An 18,853-nucleotide genomic window follows, 5' to 3' on the forward strand; every position below is an offset into this window, starting at 1 on the left:
TATCGATAGATAAGCAACTTTTATTTGGACTTATATCTTTTACAAAGAGCAAAAGAAATCTTCTATAAATGGGGATCTTTTGCTCTTTTTGTTTGAATTTTTCATGTGTTTTATAGGAGATATCTAATATGTACATAATAAAAATATATAACCTTTTGTATGAGATTTTAAGGACGGATTAGCAGGCGGAAAATAAAAAATTATGTTGTGATTTATTTCAAGATTATTATTAAAAAGAATGGAGATTCTTTAATTATGAGAATAAAAAAGTTAAAACCTAAAGTGATATGGAAAAAAAGAATGTTGCTAACTCTTTTTATTGTTTTCGGATTGATTATTGCGGGGGTTGTTTTTTGGAATGTTTCACCTATTCCGAAAGCGTTTCTCATAAAAAAAGCATTTGAAGGTGGAATGTTTGTTCAATCTAATAATTATAAAAACGCTCTAAAAGAGACACGAATTGTTAAAGATATCAATTATAATTCTAAATTTCCTGATGGTACATTAGACATTATTTATCCCAAAAATTTTATAGGGAAAACACCTGTTATTTTTTGGGTGCACGGGGGTGGATTTGTAGGTGGAGATAAATCAGACATTACTGGTTATGCAGTAGAATTAGCTGCTCGTGGTTATACAGTGATAAATATAAATTATGCTCTTGCTCCTAAAAGAAAGTATCCTACACCAGTACTACAACTTGGTGAGGCTTATGAATATATAAAAGCAAATGCAAAGAAATATAATGTAAAACTAGATGACCTATATTTTGCAGGAGATTCTGCGGGAGCGCAAATATCTGGACAATTTGTTACTATTCAAACATCTCCAGATTATGCGAAATTAACCGGGATTGACGCTGTTGTTGCTCCTTCTACAATTAAAGGTATATTGCTATTTTGCGGCCCGTATAATATGCCTGCATTAGCTAAAATGGAAACATCCAAAGAAGTGCAAGACTTTATGCGTACTACTGGCTGGGCTTACTTTGGGAAAAAGAAATTTGAAACATTACCTGAAATGGAAATCGCCTCTATTTATAAACACGTTACAAAAGATTACCCACCAACGTTCATCACAGATGGAAATACTGCATCATTTGAAGAGCAAGGTAAAGCATTAGCTTCTACTTTACAAAATAAAGGAGTACCTGTAGATACACTTTTCTTTGATAAAAATATCTCTGGCGAGTTAGCACATGAATTTCAATTTAAAATGAACACTCCAGCAGGTGAAGAAGCTTTTAACCAAGTTCTTAAATTTCTAAACGAAAATAAATAATATATATACTATTAACTTTTTATAAGCCTAGTTTAATACCATATATGGGTGAACAAAATATTGCATTAATAATCTAATGGTAGCAAAAATAAATTTGATAAGAAGTATATAGTAAGAATGATTTGGAGATACAGATGGGGATATAACTATTTTATTTAGGACGGTGCACTTTAAATGGATTTACAGAAAGGGAAATTATATTGGAACACAACTTTTTCTAATACATCTTCTTATCCTCGCTTGGAAGAAGATATAAAATGTGACGTACTAATAATAGGAGCAGGAAGTTCAGGTGCTCAATCAGCATACTATTTGAGTGAATCAGATTTAAATATTGTTGTCGTTGATAAAAGAAAGGTAGGACACGGGAGTAACCTTACAAATACAGCACTTATTCAATATTTAGGTGACAAGATGTTTTTTGAACTTGTAAATACATTTGGAGAAGAGTATGCAGTTAAGCATATGAAATTATGTGAACAAGCTATTAATGATATTGAATATGCTGATCAAAACTTGCCTTATTGCTCTGATTTTAAACGACGTGACAGTTTATATTATGCAAGTTATGAAGAGGATATAAAGAAATTAGAAAAAGAACTGTATTATTTACATAAGCATGATTTTAAAGCGACTTGGCTATCAGAGGAACAAATTGGACAGAGATATCCATTTAAAAAACGTGCAGCTATTTATACGTATAATGATGGTGAAATAAATCCTTATAAATTTACACATAGTTTATTAGAACAAGCTGCTAATAAAGGAGTTCAAATTTATGAAGATACAGAGATTGTTGGCAAAAAATTAGAGAAAGAATGTGCTATCTTTTATACAAAGGGGGGCAATTCTATTACTGCCAATAAAGTAATTGTGGCTGCAGGATATGAAGGGTTGGAATTTAAAAAGGAAAAGAACGCTACACTGATTAGCTCATATGCAGTTGTTACTAATCCTGTAGAAGATTTATCTTCTTGGTATAAACGTACTCTCATTTGGGAAACTGCGAGACCATATATTTATATGAGAACTACTGCAGATAACAGGATTATTATAGGTGGGTTAGATGAAGATACAAACATTGCTCAAGAAAGAGATTCAAAATTAATCCATAAAAAAGAGAAATTAGTAAATGAATTTAATAAGCTCTTTCCCAATATAACAGTTGAACCTGAATTTTATTTAAGTGCTTTTTATGGTGGTACTCATGATGGTTTACCTATAATTGGAATGTATGAAGAGTTTCCAAATTGTCACTTTATCTATGCGTATGGAGATAATGGATTAGTATATAGTATGGTGCTTTCTAAAATTGTTCGAGATATAATTATTAGCGGTTCAAGTCCGGATTTGAATTTATATTTACAAACTAGACCAAAACTAAATGAGTAAGCTACATGTATGCAAAATCAAGGTAGTATAAAAAAGTAATAGTTTTTACGGTTTTAATTACTTTATATAGGAAGCAATTCTACAATTATAATCTCTCCAATATATTTGGGGGGATTTATTTTTTTCTTATGATTTATTGAAAAATAGTCTAATTAGACTATAATGAGTATATAGTTTAATTAGACTATATATTTTATTGAGTGTGAAAAAAGGAGGAAAGAGGTATGGTTGCAAAAGAGAGCAACTTACGCTTAGTGATAGCTGGGTTAATGCTAGGCATTTTAATGGCTGCAATGGATAATACAATTGTTGCCACTTCAATTGGTACAATTGTCTCAGATTTGGGTGGATTGGATAAATTCATCTGGGTTACTTCTGCTTATATGGTTGCAGTTATGGCGGGTATGCCTATTTTCGGGAAATTATCTGATATGTATGGTAGAAAGAGGTTTTATATTTTTGGTTTATTAATCTTCTTAATTGGTTCTGCATTATGTGGTACTGCGCAAAGTATTGTTCAGCTAAGTATTTATCGTGCAATTCAAGGTATAGGTGGGGGGGCACTGATGCCAATCGCCTTTACCATTGTATTTGATATTTTTCCTATTGAAAAAAGAGGGAAAATGACTGGATTATTAGGGGCCGTATTTGGTTCTTCAAGTGTATTAGGACCTTTATTAGGTGCGTATATAACAGAAAATATAAGTTGGCATTGGATTTTTTACGTCAATATTCCAATTGGTCTAATGTCATTAATTTTTATTTTAAAAGCTTATAAAGAAAATAATCCACCTACTAAGCAAAATATTGATTGGTGGGGGGCGATAACACTCGTCATAGCAGTAATTAGCTTAATGTTCGCTTTAGAGTTGGGAGGAAAGGAATTTAAGTGGGATTCGATACAAATTATTGGGTTATTTGCATCGTTTATTGTATTTTTCGTTGGCTTCCTATTGGTAGAAAGAAAAGTGAAAGATCCGATAATATCATTTTGGATGTTTAAGCGTAAGGAGTTTGCAATATCACAAATTATTACGTTTTTCTATGGAGCAACATTTGTTATTTTAACAGTATTTATTCCTATTTTTGTTCAGGCTGTATATGGTGGAACAGCAACTAATGCTGGATTAATTTTAACCCCAATGATGTTAGGTTCTGTAGTAGGTAGTGCAATTGGTGGAATATTTCAAACGAAAATTAGTTACCGCAACTTGATGTTATTATCTATAATATCCTTTGGGATAGGTATGTATTTGTTAGGAACGATGGATCCACAAACAAGCCGTGTACTTTTAACGATATACATGATTATAACGGGGTTTGGAGTTGGATTTTCGTTCTCTTTGCTTCCCACAGTTTCTATTCATAATATGGAACCGAGATTCCGTGGTTCAGCTACTTCAACAAATTCATTCTTTCGTTCACTAGGTATGACAATTGGAGTAACGATTTTTGGCTCCATTCAAAATAGTACCTTTACAGCTAACTTAAAGGATGCTTTTAAGGGAATAGAACATGGTTCCAGCATGTTAAATAATCTAGGTGATCCGAGTGCAATATTTCGCTCAGATGTAAGGTCCAGTATACCTACTTTTATTCTTGAAAAGGTTATAGCTGCTATGTCATCTTCCATTACTACTGTTTTTCTATTAGCTTTAATTCCAATTATCGTTTCGTTTATGGCAATATTATTTATGGGGAATGTCAAAGCTGGTACAAAGGATAATAAAGTGAATTTGAAGTTATAAATTTTATAAAACAAAAAGATTCTTTACTTATTTTTAGCTTATACTATTGGTATAGGTTATTAAGGAGTGGAGAGTTATGAATACAAAGCTTTTTATGCTGGGTCTTCTTATGGAGAAAAATAGGCATCCGTATGAAGTCCAGCAACTTTTAAAAAATAGTGAAATGAAATATTATATAAAAATTACTAAAGGCTCTTTATATTATACATTTGAGCAACTTGAAAAGAAGGGTTTTATAGAGGTTGTTGATATTATTCGTAATGAACAACGTCCTGAACGGACTATTTACGGTATTACTAAAAGTGGTAAACAAGAATTTGAACATTTATTATTAGAGCAAATGATAAAGAAAGAGGATATGCATCGTCCTATATATGAAGCGCTACTTTTTGCACAATATGGGGAAGAAGAATTAATTCTAGAACAGCTAAAAACTAAAATTTCTCAACTGACGATATATCTTACTACCCTTCAAAAAGTATATGAAGAGAAGTGTGGAAAAGAGAGTGTAGCTAAGTTATATATATTATCTAGTGTCATTTTACATTTAAGAACAGAGTTAAAAGTTTTACAGAGTTTATATAACACCATAAAAAATGAAAAGATAGATAATATTGGAAATGATGTACTTAGAGAGATAGAAAATCAATGTTTATAGTGACAGATATTATAAAATAAAGAAAAGTATAATATTTTAATTTGTAAATTAAAAACGTTAATTTGGACAGGTCTAATAGTATAGGGAACTGTCCATTTTTAATATGTAAATTCTCCATTCAATGTTAAGAAATCTTAATATTTTTGTAGGGTGAAAATTAAGATTTTTTCAGTAGATTGATTGTATGTTCTAAATTAACATTGGAGAGGAATTTATGAATGTTATTTGTTTTATGTAAGAGTATGTGAAGCGGCCTCGGATCGTAGGGGGCTATTTTACCCAGTTCAAATCAACTTGCAAAACAGATGGTTTCTTCAATATGTTTAAAAAAGCAAAGTGTATTATCACGCATTAACGGGTAGTAAGACCCACATCTCAAAATTAAGTGGAAGCAAAGAAGTTAGGTGGGGGGCGGGATTCCCGTAAAAGACCGATTGGTGAAGGCTGATTAAAGTTTCACTTTATACGTGTAAGGTAAAACTAAATGTATAATACTACAGCATAGAACGAGATGTCAGAGAGGAAGAAAATATGATGCAGAAAGAAAAAATTTTGATTGTAGATGATGATATAGAGATAAGAAAAATCGTATCCATTTATTTAAAAAATGAAGGGTATGAAATTATAGATGCATCGGATGCTATAGAAGCTTTAGAAACTTTAAGAAATACAACAATTGATTTAATCATTTTAGATATTATGTTACCGAAAATGGATGGCATAGAGGCTTGTTTAAAAATAAGAGAACAGTATCAAATGCCTATAATTTTTTTGTCAGCTAAAGATGAGGATATAGATAAGATCCAGGGATTAATGAGTGGGGCAGAAGACTACATTACCAAACCGTTTAATCCACTTGAATTAATGGCAAGAATTAAATCTCAATTACGAAGATATCGTGTTTATCAAACAGAAGAAGTAAAACAATTTATTCATGAAATAGGCCATCTTAAGGTAGACGAGGAGACAAGACAAGTTTTCATTAGAAATGAAGAAGTAAGGTTAACTCCAAAGGAATTTGACATACTTTCTTTATTAGTGAGAAATAAAGGAAAGGTTTTTAGTGTAGAAAAAATATACGAGATGGTCTGGGAAGATTCATTTTATAAATCAGATAATACAGTCATGGTTCATATTACTAAAATACGGGAAAAAATTGAAGAAAACCCTCGTCAGCCTGTTTATTTAAAAACAGTATGGGGAGTTGGCTATAGAGTATGATCGATCGTACGAAATTAAGGGATAATATATTCTTTTCTACACGCTTAAATATAAAGCTTATTTTAATTTTTTTGCTCTGTTTCATCGTTGCGGTTGTTACTTTTTTTCTCATAGCAATGAAAAGTGCAAATCTACTTTCTTATAATCAACAGATTGAAAAAGAAGCCGAAATAAGGGAAATAGCGATAGGGATAACTAATGATATACAAAAGCGTAATTTGGAATCTGGGCATATAGAACAAGTTATACCGATGATTCAATCTATCCAAAAGAAGAATGAAAATTTAAGGTTTTTAGTATTAGATTATAAAGGCCATATTATCTATCGTTCACATAATTTTCAATTGCAGGATAATCTCCCACAGGAATTATTACAGGAGAAATTAAATGTTACACCAAACGTCAGAAATCCTTTGTTTGAGAAGTTCATATTGTTTGTTTCACCAGTTTCATTTCAAGATGGAATTGGATATGTAATGGTACAATCTCCAAATTCGAATAAAACAATCTCACCAACTCAATATAATCAAAATTTATTACTTGCTTTGGTGAGCAGTATATTAATTTTCATCCTTTTATTTTTGCTGTTTATGATCCCTATTACAAGATACATTAAAGAAATTGAACGAGGTATTCAAAAGATTGTAAAAAAAGATTGGAAACATTCCATACGTGTTAAAGGAAAAGATGAATTATCTTCTTTAGCTTATAATATTAATTGGATGGCTAGTCAATTAAGGGAGCGTTTTGAGAAAGAGAGAGCAATTGAGAAAGGTAAAAGTGAATTTATTACCAATATTTCTCATGATTTGCGTACCCCTTTAACGTCTATTATTGGATATTTAGCATTAGTAAATGAAAAACAATATCGAAATAAAGAAGAATTAGAAATGTATATTCAAAATACGTATAATTTAACATTAAAATTAAAAACTCTCATTAATGAATTGTTTGAATACACAAAATTATCTTTACCTGATGTTAAGTTGAGAAAAGAAAAAGTAGAATTGGGCAATTTGTTAGGTCAGCTAGTAGGAGAGTATATCCCGATTTTTGAAAAACAGCAATTAATTGTTAAACTAAATATCATTAATAAGGATATTTGGGTATGGGCAGATATAGAAAAACTGGTGCGTGTATTTGATAATTTACTATCTAATACTGAAAAATATAGTTTTTCAAATTCAACAGTAATAGTGGAACTAAAAAAAGAAGAAGATAAGGCATTTATTTGTATTACAAATAAAACAGATCATCTTGAAGCACAAGAATTAAGCAAGATGTTTGAGAAGTTTTATCGAGTTGATAAATCACGGTCGAGTCAAATACACGGATCCGGAATTGGTTTAGCAATTGTAAAGCGCACAATTGAATTGCATGAGGGCAAAGTATGGGCTGAAAGTCATGGAAATAGTCTTACGATACATGTAGAATTACAACTTTTAAAAAATGTTTAAAAACTATTTAAGAATTTTCATTATGTAACTAATATAAATGCTTAAATAAAGCATTTATAAACAATAGTAGGCTTCTTTTTGTAACCATTGCATGAATGCCATGCCCAAATGGGGAAATCTATAGTAAAGTCAATACCTTTCTGTTTCATGTGTCTTACAATGTATTTATATGCTGTGCAATCTTCTTTACTAACAAAAATAGGATTGGCTATAAGCTTACCTTCATTCAAAAGTGTATTTATAGCATTTTTGTTTTGAAAAGTCCATAGGATTGTTGAATCAATAAATGTATTTAAGTTTGACTGTTTATCAAATTGTTTTCCTATATTTTTCTCCAGTTTCTTTTTATTTTGCAGAATTAAGAATAAATATGACTAATCGGAAAATAAGAAATACCTATGCTAGATACAATTGTAAATGCTTATTTAAAGTAACAGCAAGGAATAACCTTTGTATATAGAGTGTACAATACATGCAAAACAGGATTAAAGAAGATTTTAAATATAATATGAAATAGTACAAAATAAGAATTTGATATATCTTTTATATATAAACTATTAATTGAAGTTTGTAATTACACATTATAGTTAGTATACTAACTATATAATTAGTGTGCTAACTATATTGGGGGTTATATGAATAATTTAGGCTATTTATTACACAAGGTAAGTATAATGACGAAAACAGAATTATCAAATCAATTAAAAGAATATAAAATAACAGCTCAGCAATGGTCTGTGTTAAAGGATATATCTCTTTATCCAAATGGAACCACCCCAGCTATGATTGCTGAAAGGCTCTTAGCAGACCGTCCAACAGTAACCGGGATTATACAAAGATTATTGCAAAAAGAATGGATTCTTATAAAACATAATCCTAAAGATAAACGGTCACATTTAATATTTTTAACAGATGAAACTAAGACATTAATACAGGAGATAGAAAATGTAAGCGATGAAGTTATAAAAAATGCTACAGCTAGTATTCCTAAAGAGGAAGTAGAAAATACAGTTCGAGTTTTGCAAAGTATGATTCAAAATTTACAAAAAAATAAAGGGTGATTAAAATGATTTTAGTAACAGGTGCTACAGGGAATGTAGGAAAAGAGGTTGTAAAATGCCTAATAAAAAGAAATGCTACTTTTAAAGTCACAACGCGCAGTAGAGAAACTGAAGGAGTGTATTTTGATTTTGAAAATCCTTCATCTGTAAAGGCGGCTTTAACAGGTGTTACTAAAATCTTTCTAATAAGACCACCACATCTAGCTGATGCAAAAAAGTATTTCCAGCCTGTTGTAGATGTCGCAAAAGAAATAGGTATAAAACACATTGTATTTTTATCTTTATTAGGTGTAGAAAAAAATCCGATAGTACCTCATGCTAAAATTGAAGCTATGATAAAGGCTTCTGGGATCCCTTACACATTCCTAAGACCGAGTTTTTTTATGCAAAATTTATTATCACAACATGGTGATGAATTAAGAAATGAAAAAATAATTGAAGTACCTGCTGGTAAAGGGGAAACAAGTTTTATAGATGTACGGGATATTGGAGAAGTTGCAGCTAAAATATTAACCGAAGAGGGACATGAATTTAAAGCTTATTCTTTAACGGGAAATGAGGCATTAACATATTATGAAGTTGCTGCTATTATTTCAAAAATAATAAATAAAGATATTACTTATACAAATCCAAGTATATTTAAATTTAGAAAAAGAATGATTCAAAAGGGACTTAACAGTGACTTTATTTGGGTTATGATTGGAATATATACAACTGCAAAATTAGGGTTAGCTAAAAAAGTCACATCAGATTTATCGAATTTACTAGATAGAAGTCCAATAACTATGGAAACGTTTGTTTACGATTACAAAGAATTATTAATATAATAATGCAAAAGTAAAAAAAGAGGATTATTCACATAAAGAATCTATTATGTTTTAAGAGTAAGAGGGGATAGCCATGCAAAACAAAATTATCGTTATGTTTCAAAAAGATTTTCGTTTATATGATAACCCAGCTCTATTTGAGGCTGTTCAGTCCGGGGAGGTTCTTCCGGTATATGTACAAGATGAAACTTTTTCAATAGGAAGTGCGGCAAAGTGGTGGTTACACCATGCTATAATAGATGTCCAAAAGCAACTTAAGGCATTGGGCTCTACTTTAATAATCCGCAAAGGAAATACACAGGAAGAAATACTTTCTCTCATAAAACAATTAGATATAACGGCTGTATATTGGAATAGTTGTTATGATCCAGACAGGTTAAAATCTAATCAAAAAATGAAAATGATATTAGAAGATAAAGGTATTATTTGTAAGGAATTTAATTCGCATTTATTATTAGAACCGTGGATTATAAAAAAGAAGGATAACACTGAATATAAGGTGTTTACGCCTTTTTACAATGCATTTCAAAAGCAGGTAATACCTAAACCTATTAGCAGAGTACAGAGTATAAAGTGGGGAAGCTCTTTACCAGCAAGCTTATCTGTCTCAGAATTACACTTGTTGCCGACTATACCGTGGACATCTCATATGGAAGCAATATGGGAGCCTACAGAGGAAGGGGCATACAAAACATTTAAGAAATTTTTCTCTAGTAAATTAGCCTCTTATAGTGAAGGAAGAGATTTTCCAAATCAAAATGCTCATTCAATGTTGGCGCCATATCTTTCATTTGGCCAAATATCAGTGAAGTTAATGTATCACTACTTAATAAATAAAAGTACCGAAAGACAATGTAGTTTTTTTGAAAAACAAGTGATTAGTTTTATACGTCAATTAATTTGGAGAGAGTTTTCTTATTATTTGCTATATCACTATCCGTTTACAGCATATAAACCTCTTAATAAAAACTTTGAACATTTTCCGTGGAATAAGGAAGAGGAGTTATTAAGAGTATGGCAGAAGGGTGAAACTGGTTATCCGTTTATTGATGCGGGAATGCGAGAACTATGGCAAACCGGTTTTATGCATAATCGGGCAAGAATGGCTGTAGCCTCTTTTCTTGTAAAGCATTTGTTAATTCCGTGGCAAGAAGGTGCAAAATGGTTTATGGATACACTACTAGATGCTGATATTGCAAATAATACAATGGGATGGCAATGGGTTGCTGGAAGTGGAGCAGATGCATCACCGTACTTTCGTATTTTTAATCCTATCACACAAGGAGAAAAGTTTGATAAAAATGGAGAGTATATAAGAAGATGGATACCAGAATTAAGAGATATCCCAAACAAATATATACATAAACCTTGGGAAGCACCTGAGCATATTTTACAAAAATCCAATATAAAACTTGGGAATACATATCCTTATCCGATTGTTGATCATAAGGCAGCACGAGAGAGAGCCCTTTGTGCATATAAAAATATGAAAGAATTTGTATGAAATAGGTTAAACAATATGTATTTAGAATATTATCCATTATAAGGACATACTAATCATATAAAGTTTCTATAATCTTCTAGTAAAAAGGAGAATGTTTATGAAAAAATCTAGTATTATAGTATTTTTACTAACATATGGTTTGTTTTATGTTTCTAGTGTTTTATTCCCTATTGATCGTACTTGGTATGATGCGTTAGAAAAGCCGTCTTGGACACCTCCTGGTATGACAATCGGAATGATATGGGCTGTATTATTTGGACTTATTGCATTATCAGTAGCAATTATTTACAACAACTATGGATTTAAGCCAAAAACATTTTGGTTTTTATTCCTTTTAAATTATATATTCAATCAAGCGTTCAGCTATTTTCAATTTAGCCAAAAGAATTTGTTTTTAGCAACAATAGATTGTTTACTAGTCGCTATTACTACGTTGCTTCTCATAGCGGTTTCTTCCAATTTATCTAAAGTATCGACATGGTTGCTAATTCCATATTTTTTATGGACTGCATTTGCTACATATTTATCTTGGACCATTTATAGTATAAATTAAAGGCGTAAATAAAAACTTGAGCATAATAAAAATGCTCGAGTTTTTATGTGTGTTAATGATAATCCGAAATATGGAATATATACATCTTAGGGAGGTCATCTTTGTGAAGAAATGGATAAAAATTACGCTGTACTCTTTACTAGCTATTTTAATTATAGGAAGTATTACTTTTTTAACTTGGTCTCAGTTTACTTATAAACCGACGCAAGAGGCTTTGTCGTTAGTAGATGATAAAAAAGATGAAGATAATATCGTTTTTGGAGCGAAAGATGCGAAAGTAGGGGTTATTTTTTATCAAGGAGCTAAAGTAGAAGCTGAGGCTTATAGTTACTTAGGAGAAGCTCTTGCAAAAGATGGGCACTTTGTAGTAATGCCTAAGTTACCATTAAACTTAGCGATATTTGGAATAAATGAGGTAGATAGTGTAATTGAAAAGTATCCTGAAGTTCAAAAATGGTATGTTGCGGGGCATTCAATGGGCGGAGCTATGATTTCTAAGTATGCCTCTCAGCATGAAGACAAGGTACACGGAATCATTTTCTTAGGTTCGTATCCTGCAGATGACTTTTCTACAAAATCGATTCCGATGTTATCAATTTATGGAGAAGTAGATGCTTTAGCAACTCTAGAAAAAATAGAGAACAATAAAAAGTTAATGTCGAAAAATACAACTATGCACATGATAAAAGGGGGAAACCATGCTCATTTTGGCATGTATGGTGAGCAAAAAGGTGATAATGCGAGTTTAATTACGGCAAAAGCACAACGAGATGAAACAGTAAAAGTAATTGAACAATGGTTATTGGAACAATGATAACGAATTTAATAAATCTACCGAAAGAATTATCCAAACGGTAGATGGGAGAGAGAATAAAGAGCCAAATCGTATGAATTGGCTCTTTTATTTATTTGCTATCTCCAATTGTCCCCTTATTTTCTCAGGAATATCCTCTTTAGAAATAATATCGTAAGAATACACATATTTTCCTTTCACATGAATTTTTAAGTAAGTCTTTCTTATAAAATCATTAGGCGTGTTCGTTCCAACTGTATATTCTTTTTCATTACTTAATTCGTCAACAGCTTTTAGTGAGTACATAGCTTTGCCTTTATGATGATAATCTGGAACACCATATCCTTTCGCAACGGCATATACATTTTTTTCTTCAGCAATCGGATTAAATCTGTCTAAATCTCCGCGTAATATAAAAGGTAGTAAGTATATAGGGAGGCCTATTCCTAGTATGCAAATTACAAATTTCTTCATGATCGTTTCTCCTTTTGTCTATTTACATTTTTGAGTATAGAAAAAAGTTCTTATGAATATAGAGGGAAATTCTTTAAGTTTTTCTTAATAAAGTTTAACTTTGTGAAAAAAACTAATTTGAGCATTAAGTTTACGAAATGAATAGCCAAATAACCTATTTTCTTTATTTTTTGATGGTAGGTTATTAGGTTTTATATTGGTATGAGTGAATTAAGAAATAAGTGAGGTTTAGGAAATAGAATGAATTTATCTTATAGTAATAAGAGAATTACCTGAATAAATGATAGTGAGAACAATTAAAGAAAGCATCTAGTGGGGTGCTTTTTTCTTTTGAAACAGAGAATCTCATGGGTCGGTTACATGTAATTTCGTGCTGTGCTTCTAGGTCATTGGAAAATCCAACAATAAAAAAAGAGGGGGAAGGCGTTTTTTATTGAAGTTTGTTAATGATAGATTTTTAACTTGAGAGGGGGATCGTAAAATAGATTATTAATCTCTTTGGTAATTTTTATTTTCCTTATAGTTGGCATATTGTATTAGAAATTTTAAATTTTGAAGGGAGAATCAATAGGTATGGGTAAGAAAAGAAGAATAAGTAATAAGTTATTACTTATCAGTGCAATTTTTACAATAGCAATTCCCTCAGTCTCATATGCGGAGGAAGTAATTTCACCTGAAAATTTTAAGAGTTCTTCAAATTTGTATAAGGCACGGAATACGGAAATTTTGAAAACAAATTTATATCCTAATACATATAATAATCCATTTAACCACCAATTTATTTCAAAATTAAAGGAAGTAAACACAAATATAAAAAAAATAGACAATAGTGATGATGAAAATCCTGTTATATCTACTACTCTTTCATTTATTCGCCATATGAATAGTGAAGATTATAAATCTGCATTTGATTTAACCTCAAGGTCATTACAGAAAATAATATCCGAAGAATGGTTGAAGAGCTATTGGGAGGGACTGCCAGTTCAATTACAAGCAGGTTCTTTTATAGAAATTGGAGAGGTTACACAAAAAGAGACAAATCCTGTTCATACAAATGTGGAGATTCAATTAGTTTTTGAAAAAATGACTGTACCTTTACTAATTAAACTAGATCCATCTGGAAAAATAGACGATTTTCAACTAAGCATGTCGTTTAGTCCTGTTGCTGAGAGTCCATCATATAGTAAGCCTGAATCATTTGTTGATAAAGAAGTAGTAGTTGGAAGTGGTGCATTTCCATTACCAGGAACATTGTCGGTTCCAAAAGGAAATGGTCCTTTTCCAGCGGTTATTCTTGTTCAAGGATCAGGAGCAACTGATCAGGATGAAACAGCGTTTGCTTTAAAACCATTTCGCGATTTAGCTGAAGGTCTTGCATCGAAGGGAATTGCTGTCCTTCGCTATAATAAACGAACGTATGAACATGGGCTGAAAACACAATTCAGTCCCTTCTATACAGTTGATAAAGAGACAACAGATGATGCTCTTCTTGTAACTCAATTTCTTAAAAATGAGCCTCTAATAAATAAGAATCAAATATATATTCTTGGTCATAGTCAAGGTGGAATGATGCTTCCGAAAATGATTGAAAAAGACCAAAATCAAAATATTGCTGGGGCAATTGTAATGGGTGGACCAGCTCGTACGATTCAAGACGTTGTTTTAGATCAATTTGAGTATCTTTTTTCTATTGGAGCAATGAACCAGGAGCAATATAAATTCTACAAATCGCAATTTGAATTATTAAATGATCCAAATTTCTCTGGTCAGAATCCTCCAAAAGATTTTTACTTAGGATCAGCAGTATTTTGGGATTCTATTCGGAAAATTAAAGCAGCAGAAATATCAAAAGAACAAAAGACACCACTTCTTATTATTCAAGGAGAAAGAGACTATCAAGTTCAATCAAAAATCGAAATTCCTCTTTGGAAAGAACAATTAAAAGAACGAAATAACGTTGATTATCGACTATATCCAAAGTTAAATCATTTCTTTACAGAGGGCGATGGGGAAATAAGTAAACCGGATGAATATTATAGTCCTGCTAATATTCCTGAGTATGTTATAAATGATATTGCTGCTTGGGTGCAAGGCAGATCGCAATTAAATTAGCAACCATATGTTTTAATAAAGACTTTCTTTCTGTAATCAAAATAGAAATATTTTTATTAGGTTATATGTTTTTTTTAGCACTCTTTGAAAAGGAGTGCTTTTTTATTTTTCTATGATTTCTATAAAATAATGGACTTGTCTTCCAAATAAAGCGTTATTTGTAACACTGTTATCAAAGCAAAGTGCTCGTGACATTTCCTTGATATTCAAAAACATTAATAACCTATTGTGTAAAATTTTTTGAAAATTTAGGTTTAACATCTTTAAAATAGGTGTATTACATATTACATAACAACTAAATAAAAAAATAAAAAATCTAAAGGAGGAAAGATACGATGCATACGAATGAAAGAAAAACGGTAGTTTATGAATATCAAAATGAACAGGAAGTAGTTATGAAAGTAAAAGAGCTAGAATTGCAAGGGGTTCGCCACGATGACATTTATGTTTTAGCACATGAAAAACATATAACAAAAAGGATTGCGGATGATACAAACACAAATACGATTGGAGTAAAAGAACAAGGATTGGGAACAAGTATTATCAACTTTTTCTCCAAAAAAGGGGACGAACTTCGAAATCAAATGGAAGAAATGGGGTTGTCGAAGGAGGAAGCTAACTTATATGAAGAAAAACTAGATCAAGGGAAGATTTTACTCCTAGTAACAGCTGAAGTACCAATGGCGAATGCTAGGCAGCCGCAAAACTATCATTCTCTGTAATAGATTGCAACATCTGATAAATAGGTAAGGTAATTATTTTAGGTTGTAGCATGGAAAAAAATAAAAATAGAAAAGGATGAGAAAAATGAAACATACAATATTTAAATATGCTGTGATTGGAATTACGACCGGAGTCATCGTCTCCCTATTAAAAAAAGAAAATCGGAAAGCTATACAAACAAAAGGAAAAAGCGTAAAAGAAAAACTACAAGAAGGAAACATAAAGGAAACATTGGAGAAGGTAACTGAGACAAGTAAACAATTTTCTGTAACTGCAGCTAATGTTGCAAAACAAACATTACCACAACTGCTTACAGCTACACCAGTTGTGATTTCTACCATTAAAGACTTAACGGAAAACGAAAATAACAAAAAGAAAACAGATGAAAAGGATTACGAAATAAATGAAAATAGTAAGAACTTAGACGGGGAAAAAACGAAAAATGAAAAGAAATATGTGAAAGAAGGGAAAGAAGAGAGTGCCTAGATGTAACTCTAAAAATAGAAAGTGAGGAAAAAAGTATGAAATCTCTGTATGCAATTGATGTAGGAATTGGCTTTACCAAAAGGGCATATCGCCAGGATGTAGATTCTGAGATGACGGTTAAGAGTGAAGCTTCCACACTAGCCCCTGTACCTAATCATGCTGAAAGTGAAGATTTAACAAAGGTAAGTTTTATAGACTTAGACTTTGCATACTACATGGGAAATGAAGCACATCAATCTGACGCTTCATTTCTTCCTCCATTTGACGAAGAAATAGAAAATTATTATGAAAGCGAACGATTTAAACAACAAATATTTGGTTGCATTGCAAAGGATTATAAAGAAAATGTCGTGTTACCTTTAGTTGTTACCGGGCTTCCCATCAGTTGTTTTGGTAGTCAGCATGAGCAATTACAACGTGCACTAAAAAAAGAAACTTCCGTGCAAATTGATGGGAAATTTATTCATATTATGGTGGAAAATGCTTTGATTCTTCAGCAACCGGTCGCTTTACATGCCTATTTCTTAAAAGAGGGAATCATTCAGGAACGAGATCGCATCTTAATTATTGATGGTGGATTTCGCACATTAGAAATGACAGATATGAAACAGAATCTCATTTTAAATCATTATGAGACGGAACTAGGATGTAGCAAGCCTTTGAAAAATATTAAGAATATCGTGCAGAATCATGAGGGTGAAAGTAATCAATTGCATATTAACGACATGCCAAACATATTAGAAAAAGGATATGAATGTCGAGAAGAAAATCATGAGACAAGTCAGGTTCATACTTTGATTCAAAAAGAGTTGGATGCACACTTCCAAGACGTCATGCGTGTATTACAAGAACAATTTAAGTTAGAACAGTATAACACTATTATTTGGACAGGAGGAATAGTAGATCTCCACAAAAAACGAATTGAAAAAATGCAAAGTGAAATTTCTTCTTTCCGTATGGTAGACGCTTCGAAAGAGGCTGCACTCCATGGATACTATATTATTGGGAGTCAAGTATTTGACGACATCACCAATCAATCTGCATATGAATCCAAATTATAATAACGAATGAAATGGAGTTTGTTGAATAGACGTGCCAAATTATGTAGCTTCTTTTCCATATATAATAAATTCTTTATAAGAAAAGATAAAAAGTGCTTGTATAGAGGAAATGTTTAAAATTGAGAATGAAAATAACTAATATATAGGGGGTCTTTCTTTTAAAAGAATAAGGCCTCCTATGTCATTTATTTTGTAATTTAGATGATCTAAAAACTTTTCCTCCAAGACATGAATACCTACATACAAATGTCATATTACGGTTATGATTCGATTAAACATAAAACAATTTAGAAAGGAAGAATAATATGGAATGCATAAAAATGACGAAATGGAGTTGGTATCATGTGAAAACTAGTGAGCTTGAAAAACTTTCTTCTATAATCCCTCGTGATGTAACATCTTATTTCTCTCAATTTGTAAAGAAAATAAGTTCTCCTTGTGAAAATGGATTATATGTTTATACGTTATCACCAATTCAAACTTGTGTATATGGTTCGTTTTTATATGATCAAGATAAAAAGGACGCCAAAATTCAAAAATTTCTTCATTATTTCGTAGCTCATGGAATACTGATAACAGTTCAGGAAAAAGAGGAAGAGGATTTCAAAAAATTAATACATAATTTCCCTATGGGTACAAAAAATTGTAATAGTTCCGCTGAAGGATTATGTGCTATCTTATCAATGTTTATATCTCATTATTTGCGAAAGGTTGACTACTTTGAAAACAATTTCAGAAATGTATTATGGGATTTTTATCATCATAATAACATAGCAGTTTTAGAAAGGATTTATCATATTCGTCATGAATTATTTATGAACACACACGTGTTTCGCTTAATACAAGAAGTGTTACAAGGCCTAAAAGAAGCTTGGTTAGAAAAACTAACAAACACCCTTTGTTATAAACAAACAAGCGTAAAATTAGAGCGTGGATTACAACTCGTTAAAGAGTACCAAGAAGAATTAGACACGATGATTCATTTGCAAGAAGTTGTTTCTTCTCATCGTGGGAATGAAATTATGAAAGCTCTTACTGTATTAACTGCTGTGAGTACGCCTTTGACAGCCTTAGGAGCATTATGGGGTATGAATTTTAAATACATGCCTGAACTAGAATGGAAATATAGCTATTTAATCGCTCTCTTATTTATTATTTTCACAACAGGGGGGATGTATATGTATATGCGATTCAAAGGATGGACAGGTGACTTATTACGAGTAAAGAAAAAGAAATCTTTTTTTAAATCTAATTAATCCTGTTTATAAAAAATATGATAGATATATGATTTGTAATATTTATTAATCGAGATAGCACCATATCCCCATCAAGTTAAAGTTTTGATGTCTCCGCAATAATAAAAAAGGTGAAAATTCATATGAAAGATTAGAGCTCTCCTTCTTGTAGGAGGGCTCTAATCTTTGTTTAAAAACTATATCATATACATGGGCAGACTCAATATGTGAACTTTGTCCGGATTCAATTTAGAATATAAAAAAAGA

Annotated in this window: 17 protein-coding genes and 1 pseudogene; 16 read left to right on the forward strand and 2 right to left on the reverse strand. The window is 31.4% G+C overall.

What is annotated here, in order from left to right:
- The first annotated feature begins 255 nt into the window (after positions 1-255).
- The 6 genes from HMAS_RS08615 to HMAS_RS08645 all read left to right on the forward strand — a co-directional run bounded on the left by HMAS_RS08615 (position 256) and on the right by HMAS_RS08645 (position 7,757).
- Positions 256-1,281 carry an alpha/beta hydrolase gene (locus tag HMAS_RS08615; RefSeq protein ID WP_048568434.1) on the forward strand — a complete coding sequence of 342 codons (1,026 nt, stop codon included), beginning with the start codon at positions 256-258 and terminating at the stop codon, positions 1,279-1,281.
- A gap of 174 nt (positions 1,282-1,455) precedes the next feature.
- Complete coding sequence (locus HMAS_RS08620) at positions 1,456-2,673, forward strand: NAD(P)/FAD-dependent oxidoreductase (protein ID WP_000365648.1); 1,218 nt, start codon at positions 1,456-1,458, stop codon at positions 2,671-2,673.
- A 224-nt stretch (positions 2,674-2,897) separates the two neighbouring features.
- On the forward strand, positions 2,898-4,421 hold the full coding sequence (locus HMAS_RS08625) for an MDR family MFS transporter (RefSeq protein WP_000225814.1): 1,524 nt from the start codon (positions 2,898-2,900) through the stop codon (positions 4,419-4,421).
- 76 nt (positions 4,422-4,497) lie between these two features.
- Positions 4,498-5,079, forward strand: coding sequence for a PadR family transcriptional regulator (locus tag HMAS_RS08630; protein ID WP_001093174.1), 582 nt, complete (start codon positions 4,498-4,500; stop codon positions 5,077-5,079).
- 534 nt (positions 5,080-5,613) lie between these two features.
- On the forward strand, positions 5,614-6,300 hold the full coding sequence (locus HMAS_RS08640; protein WP_001168370.1) for a response regulator transcription factor: 687 nt from the start codon (positions 5,614-5,616) through the stop codon (positions 6,298-6,300).
- 116 nt (positions 6,301-6,416) lie between these two features.
- A complete protein-coding gene (locus HMAS_RS08645; RefSeq protein WP_134995522.1) occupies positions 6,417-7,757 on the forward strand; it encodes a sensor histidine kinase in 1,341 nt (446 codons plus the stop codon).
- Positions 7,758-7,822: 65 nt separating this feature from the next.
- Here HMAS_RS08645 and HMAS_RS08650 read toward each other — a convergent pair.
- Positions 7,823-8,083 (reverse strand): annotated as a pseudogene (locus HMAS_RS08650) (DUF3841 domain-containing protein); the annotation flags it as partial.
- 309 nt (positions 8,084-8,392) lie between these two features.
- Between HMAS_RS08650 and HMAS_RS08655 the strand changes: the two are divergent.
- The 5 genes from HMAS_RS08655 to HMAS_RS08675 all read left to right on the forward strand — a co-directional run bounded on the left by HMAS_RS08655 (position 8,393) and on the right by HMAS_RS08675 (position 12,516).
- On the forward strand, positions 8,393-8,818 hold the full coding sequence (locus tag HMAS_RS08655) for a MarR family winged helix-turn-helix transcriptional regulator (RefSeq protein ID WP_001061041.1): 426 nt from the start codon (positions 8,393-8,395) through the stop codon (positions 8,816-8,818).
- Between the two features lie 5 nt (positions 8,819-8,823).
- Positions 8,824-9,645, forward strand: a complete 822-nt coding sequence (locus HMAS_RS08660; protein WP_000604772.1) for an SDR family oxidoreductase — start codon at positions 8,824-8,826, stop codon at positions 9,643-9,645.
- Between the two features lie 73 nt (positions 9,646-9,718).
- Positions 9,719-11,149 carry a cryptochrome/photolyase family protein gene (locus HMAS_RS08665; RefSeq protein WP_001179981.1) on the forward strand — a complete coding sequence of 477 codons (1,431 nt, stop codon included), beginning with the start codon at positions 9,719-9,721 and terminating at the stop codon, positions 11,147-11,149.
- 97 nt (positions 11,150-11,246) lie between these two features.
- Positions 11,247-11,702: a TspO/MBR family protein gene (locus HMAS_RS08670; protein WP_000749742.1), complete on the forward strand. Its 456-nt coding sequence runs from the start codon at positions 11,247-11,249 to the stop codon at positions 11,700-11,702.
- A 103-nt stretch (positions 11,703-11,805) separates the two neighbouring features.
- A complete protein-coding gene (locus HMAS_RS08675) occupies positions 11,806-12,516 on the forward strand; it encodes an alpha/beta hydrolase (protein WP_000758824.1) in 711 nt (236 codons plus the stop codon).
- Between the two features lie 87 nt (positions 12,517-12,603).
- Here HMAS_RS08675 and HMAS_RS08680 read toward each other — a convergent pair whose 3' ends face one another.
- Positions 12,604-12,969, reverse strand: coding sequence for a YxeA family protein (locus HMAS_RS08680; RefSeq protein ID WP_000714887.1), 366 nt, complete (start codon positions 12,967-12,969; stop codon positions 12,604-12,606).
- A gap of 573 nt (positions 12,970-13,542) precedes the next feature.
- Between HMAS_RS08680 and HMAS_RS08685 the strand changes: the two genes are divergently transcribed.
- From HMAS_RS08685 to HMAS_RS08705, 5 genes are all read left to right on the forward strand, one after another.
- Positions 13,543-15,081 (forward strand): alpha/beta hydrolase, encoded by a 1,539-nt coding sequence (locus tag HMAS_RS08685; RefSeq protein WP_000516853.1) that lies wholly within the window; start codon positions 13,543-13,545, stop codon positions 15,079-15,081.
- 335 nt (positions 15,082-15,416) lie between these two features.
- The gene (locus tag HMAS_RS08690) at positions 15,417-15,803 is read left to right on the forward strand and encodes a general stress protein (protein ID WP_000557320.1); all 387 of its coding nucleotides are present in this window, start codon (positions 15,417-15,419) and stop codon (positions 15,801-15,803) included.
- Positions 15,804-15,888: 85 nt separating this feature from the next.
- Positions 15,889-16,290 carry a hypothetical protein gene (locus tag HMAS_RS08695; RefSeq protein WP_000683215.1) on the forward strand — a complete coding sequence of 134 codons (402 nt, stop codon included), beginning with the start codon at positions 15,889-15,891 and terminating at the stop codon, positions 16,288-16,290.
- Between the two features lie 35 nt (positions 16,291-16,325).
- On the forward strand, positions 16,326-17,351 hold the full coding sequence (locus HMAS_RS08700; RefSeq protein WP_000839449.1) for a ParM/StbA family protein: 1,026 nt from the start codon (positions 16,326-16,328) through the stop codon (positions 17,349-17,351).
- Between the two features lie 305 nt (positions 17,352-17,656).
- Positions 17,657-18,607: a magnesium transporter CorA family protein gene (locus HMAS_RS08705; protein ID WP_000388929.1), complete on the forward strand. Its 951-nt coding sequence runs from the start codon at positions 17,657-17,659 to the stop codon at positions 18,605-18,607.
- Positions 18,608-18,853: the final 246 nt, after the last annotated feature.

It is taken from the genome of Bacillus sp. HMA207, assembly GCF_003402455.1.
GTDB lineage: Bacteria > Bacillota > Bacilli > Bacillales > Bacillaceae_G > Bacillus_A > Bacillus_A cereus.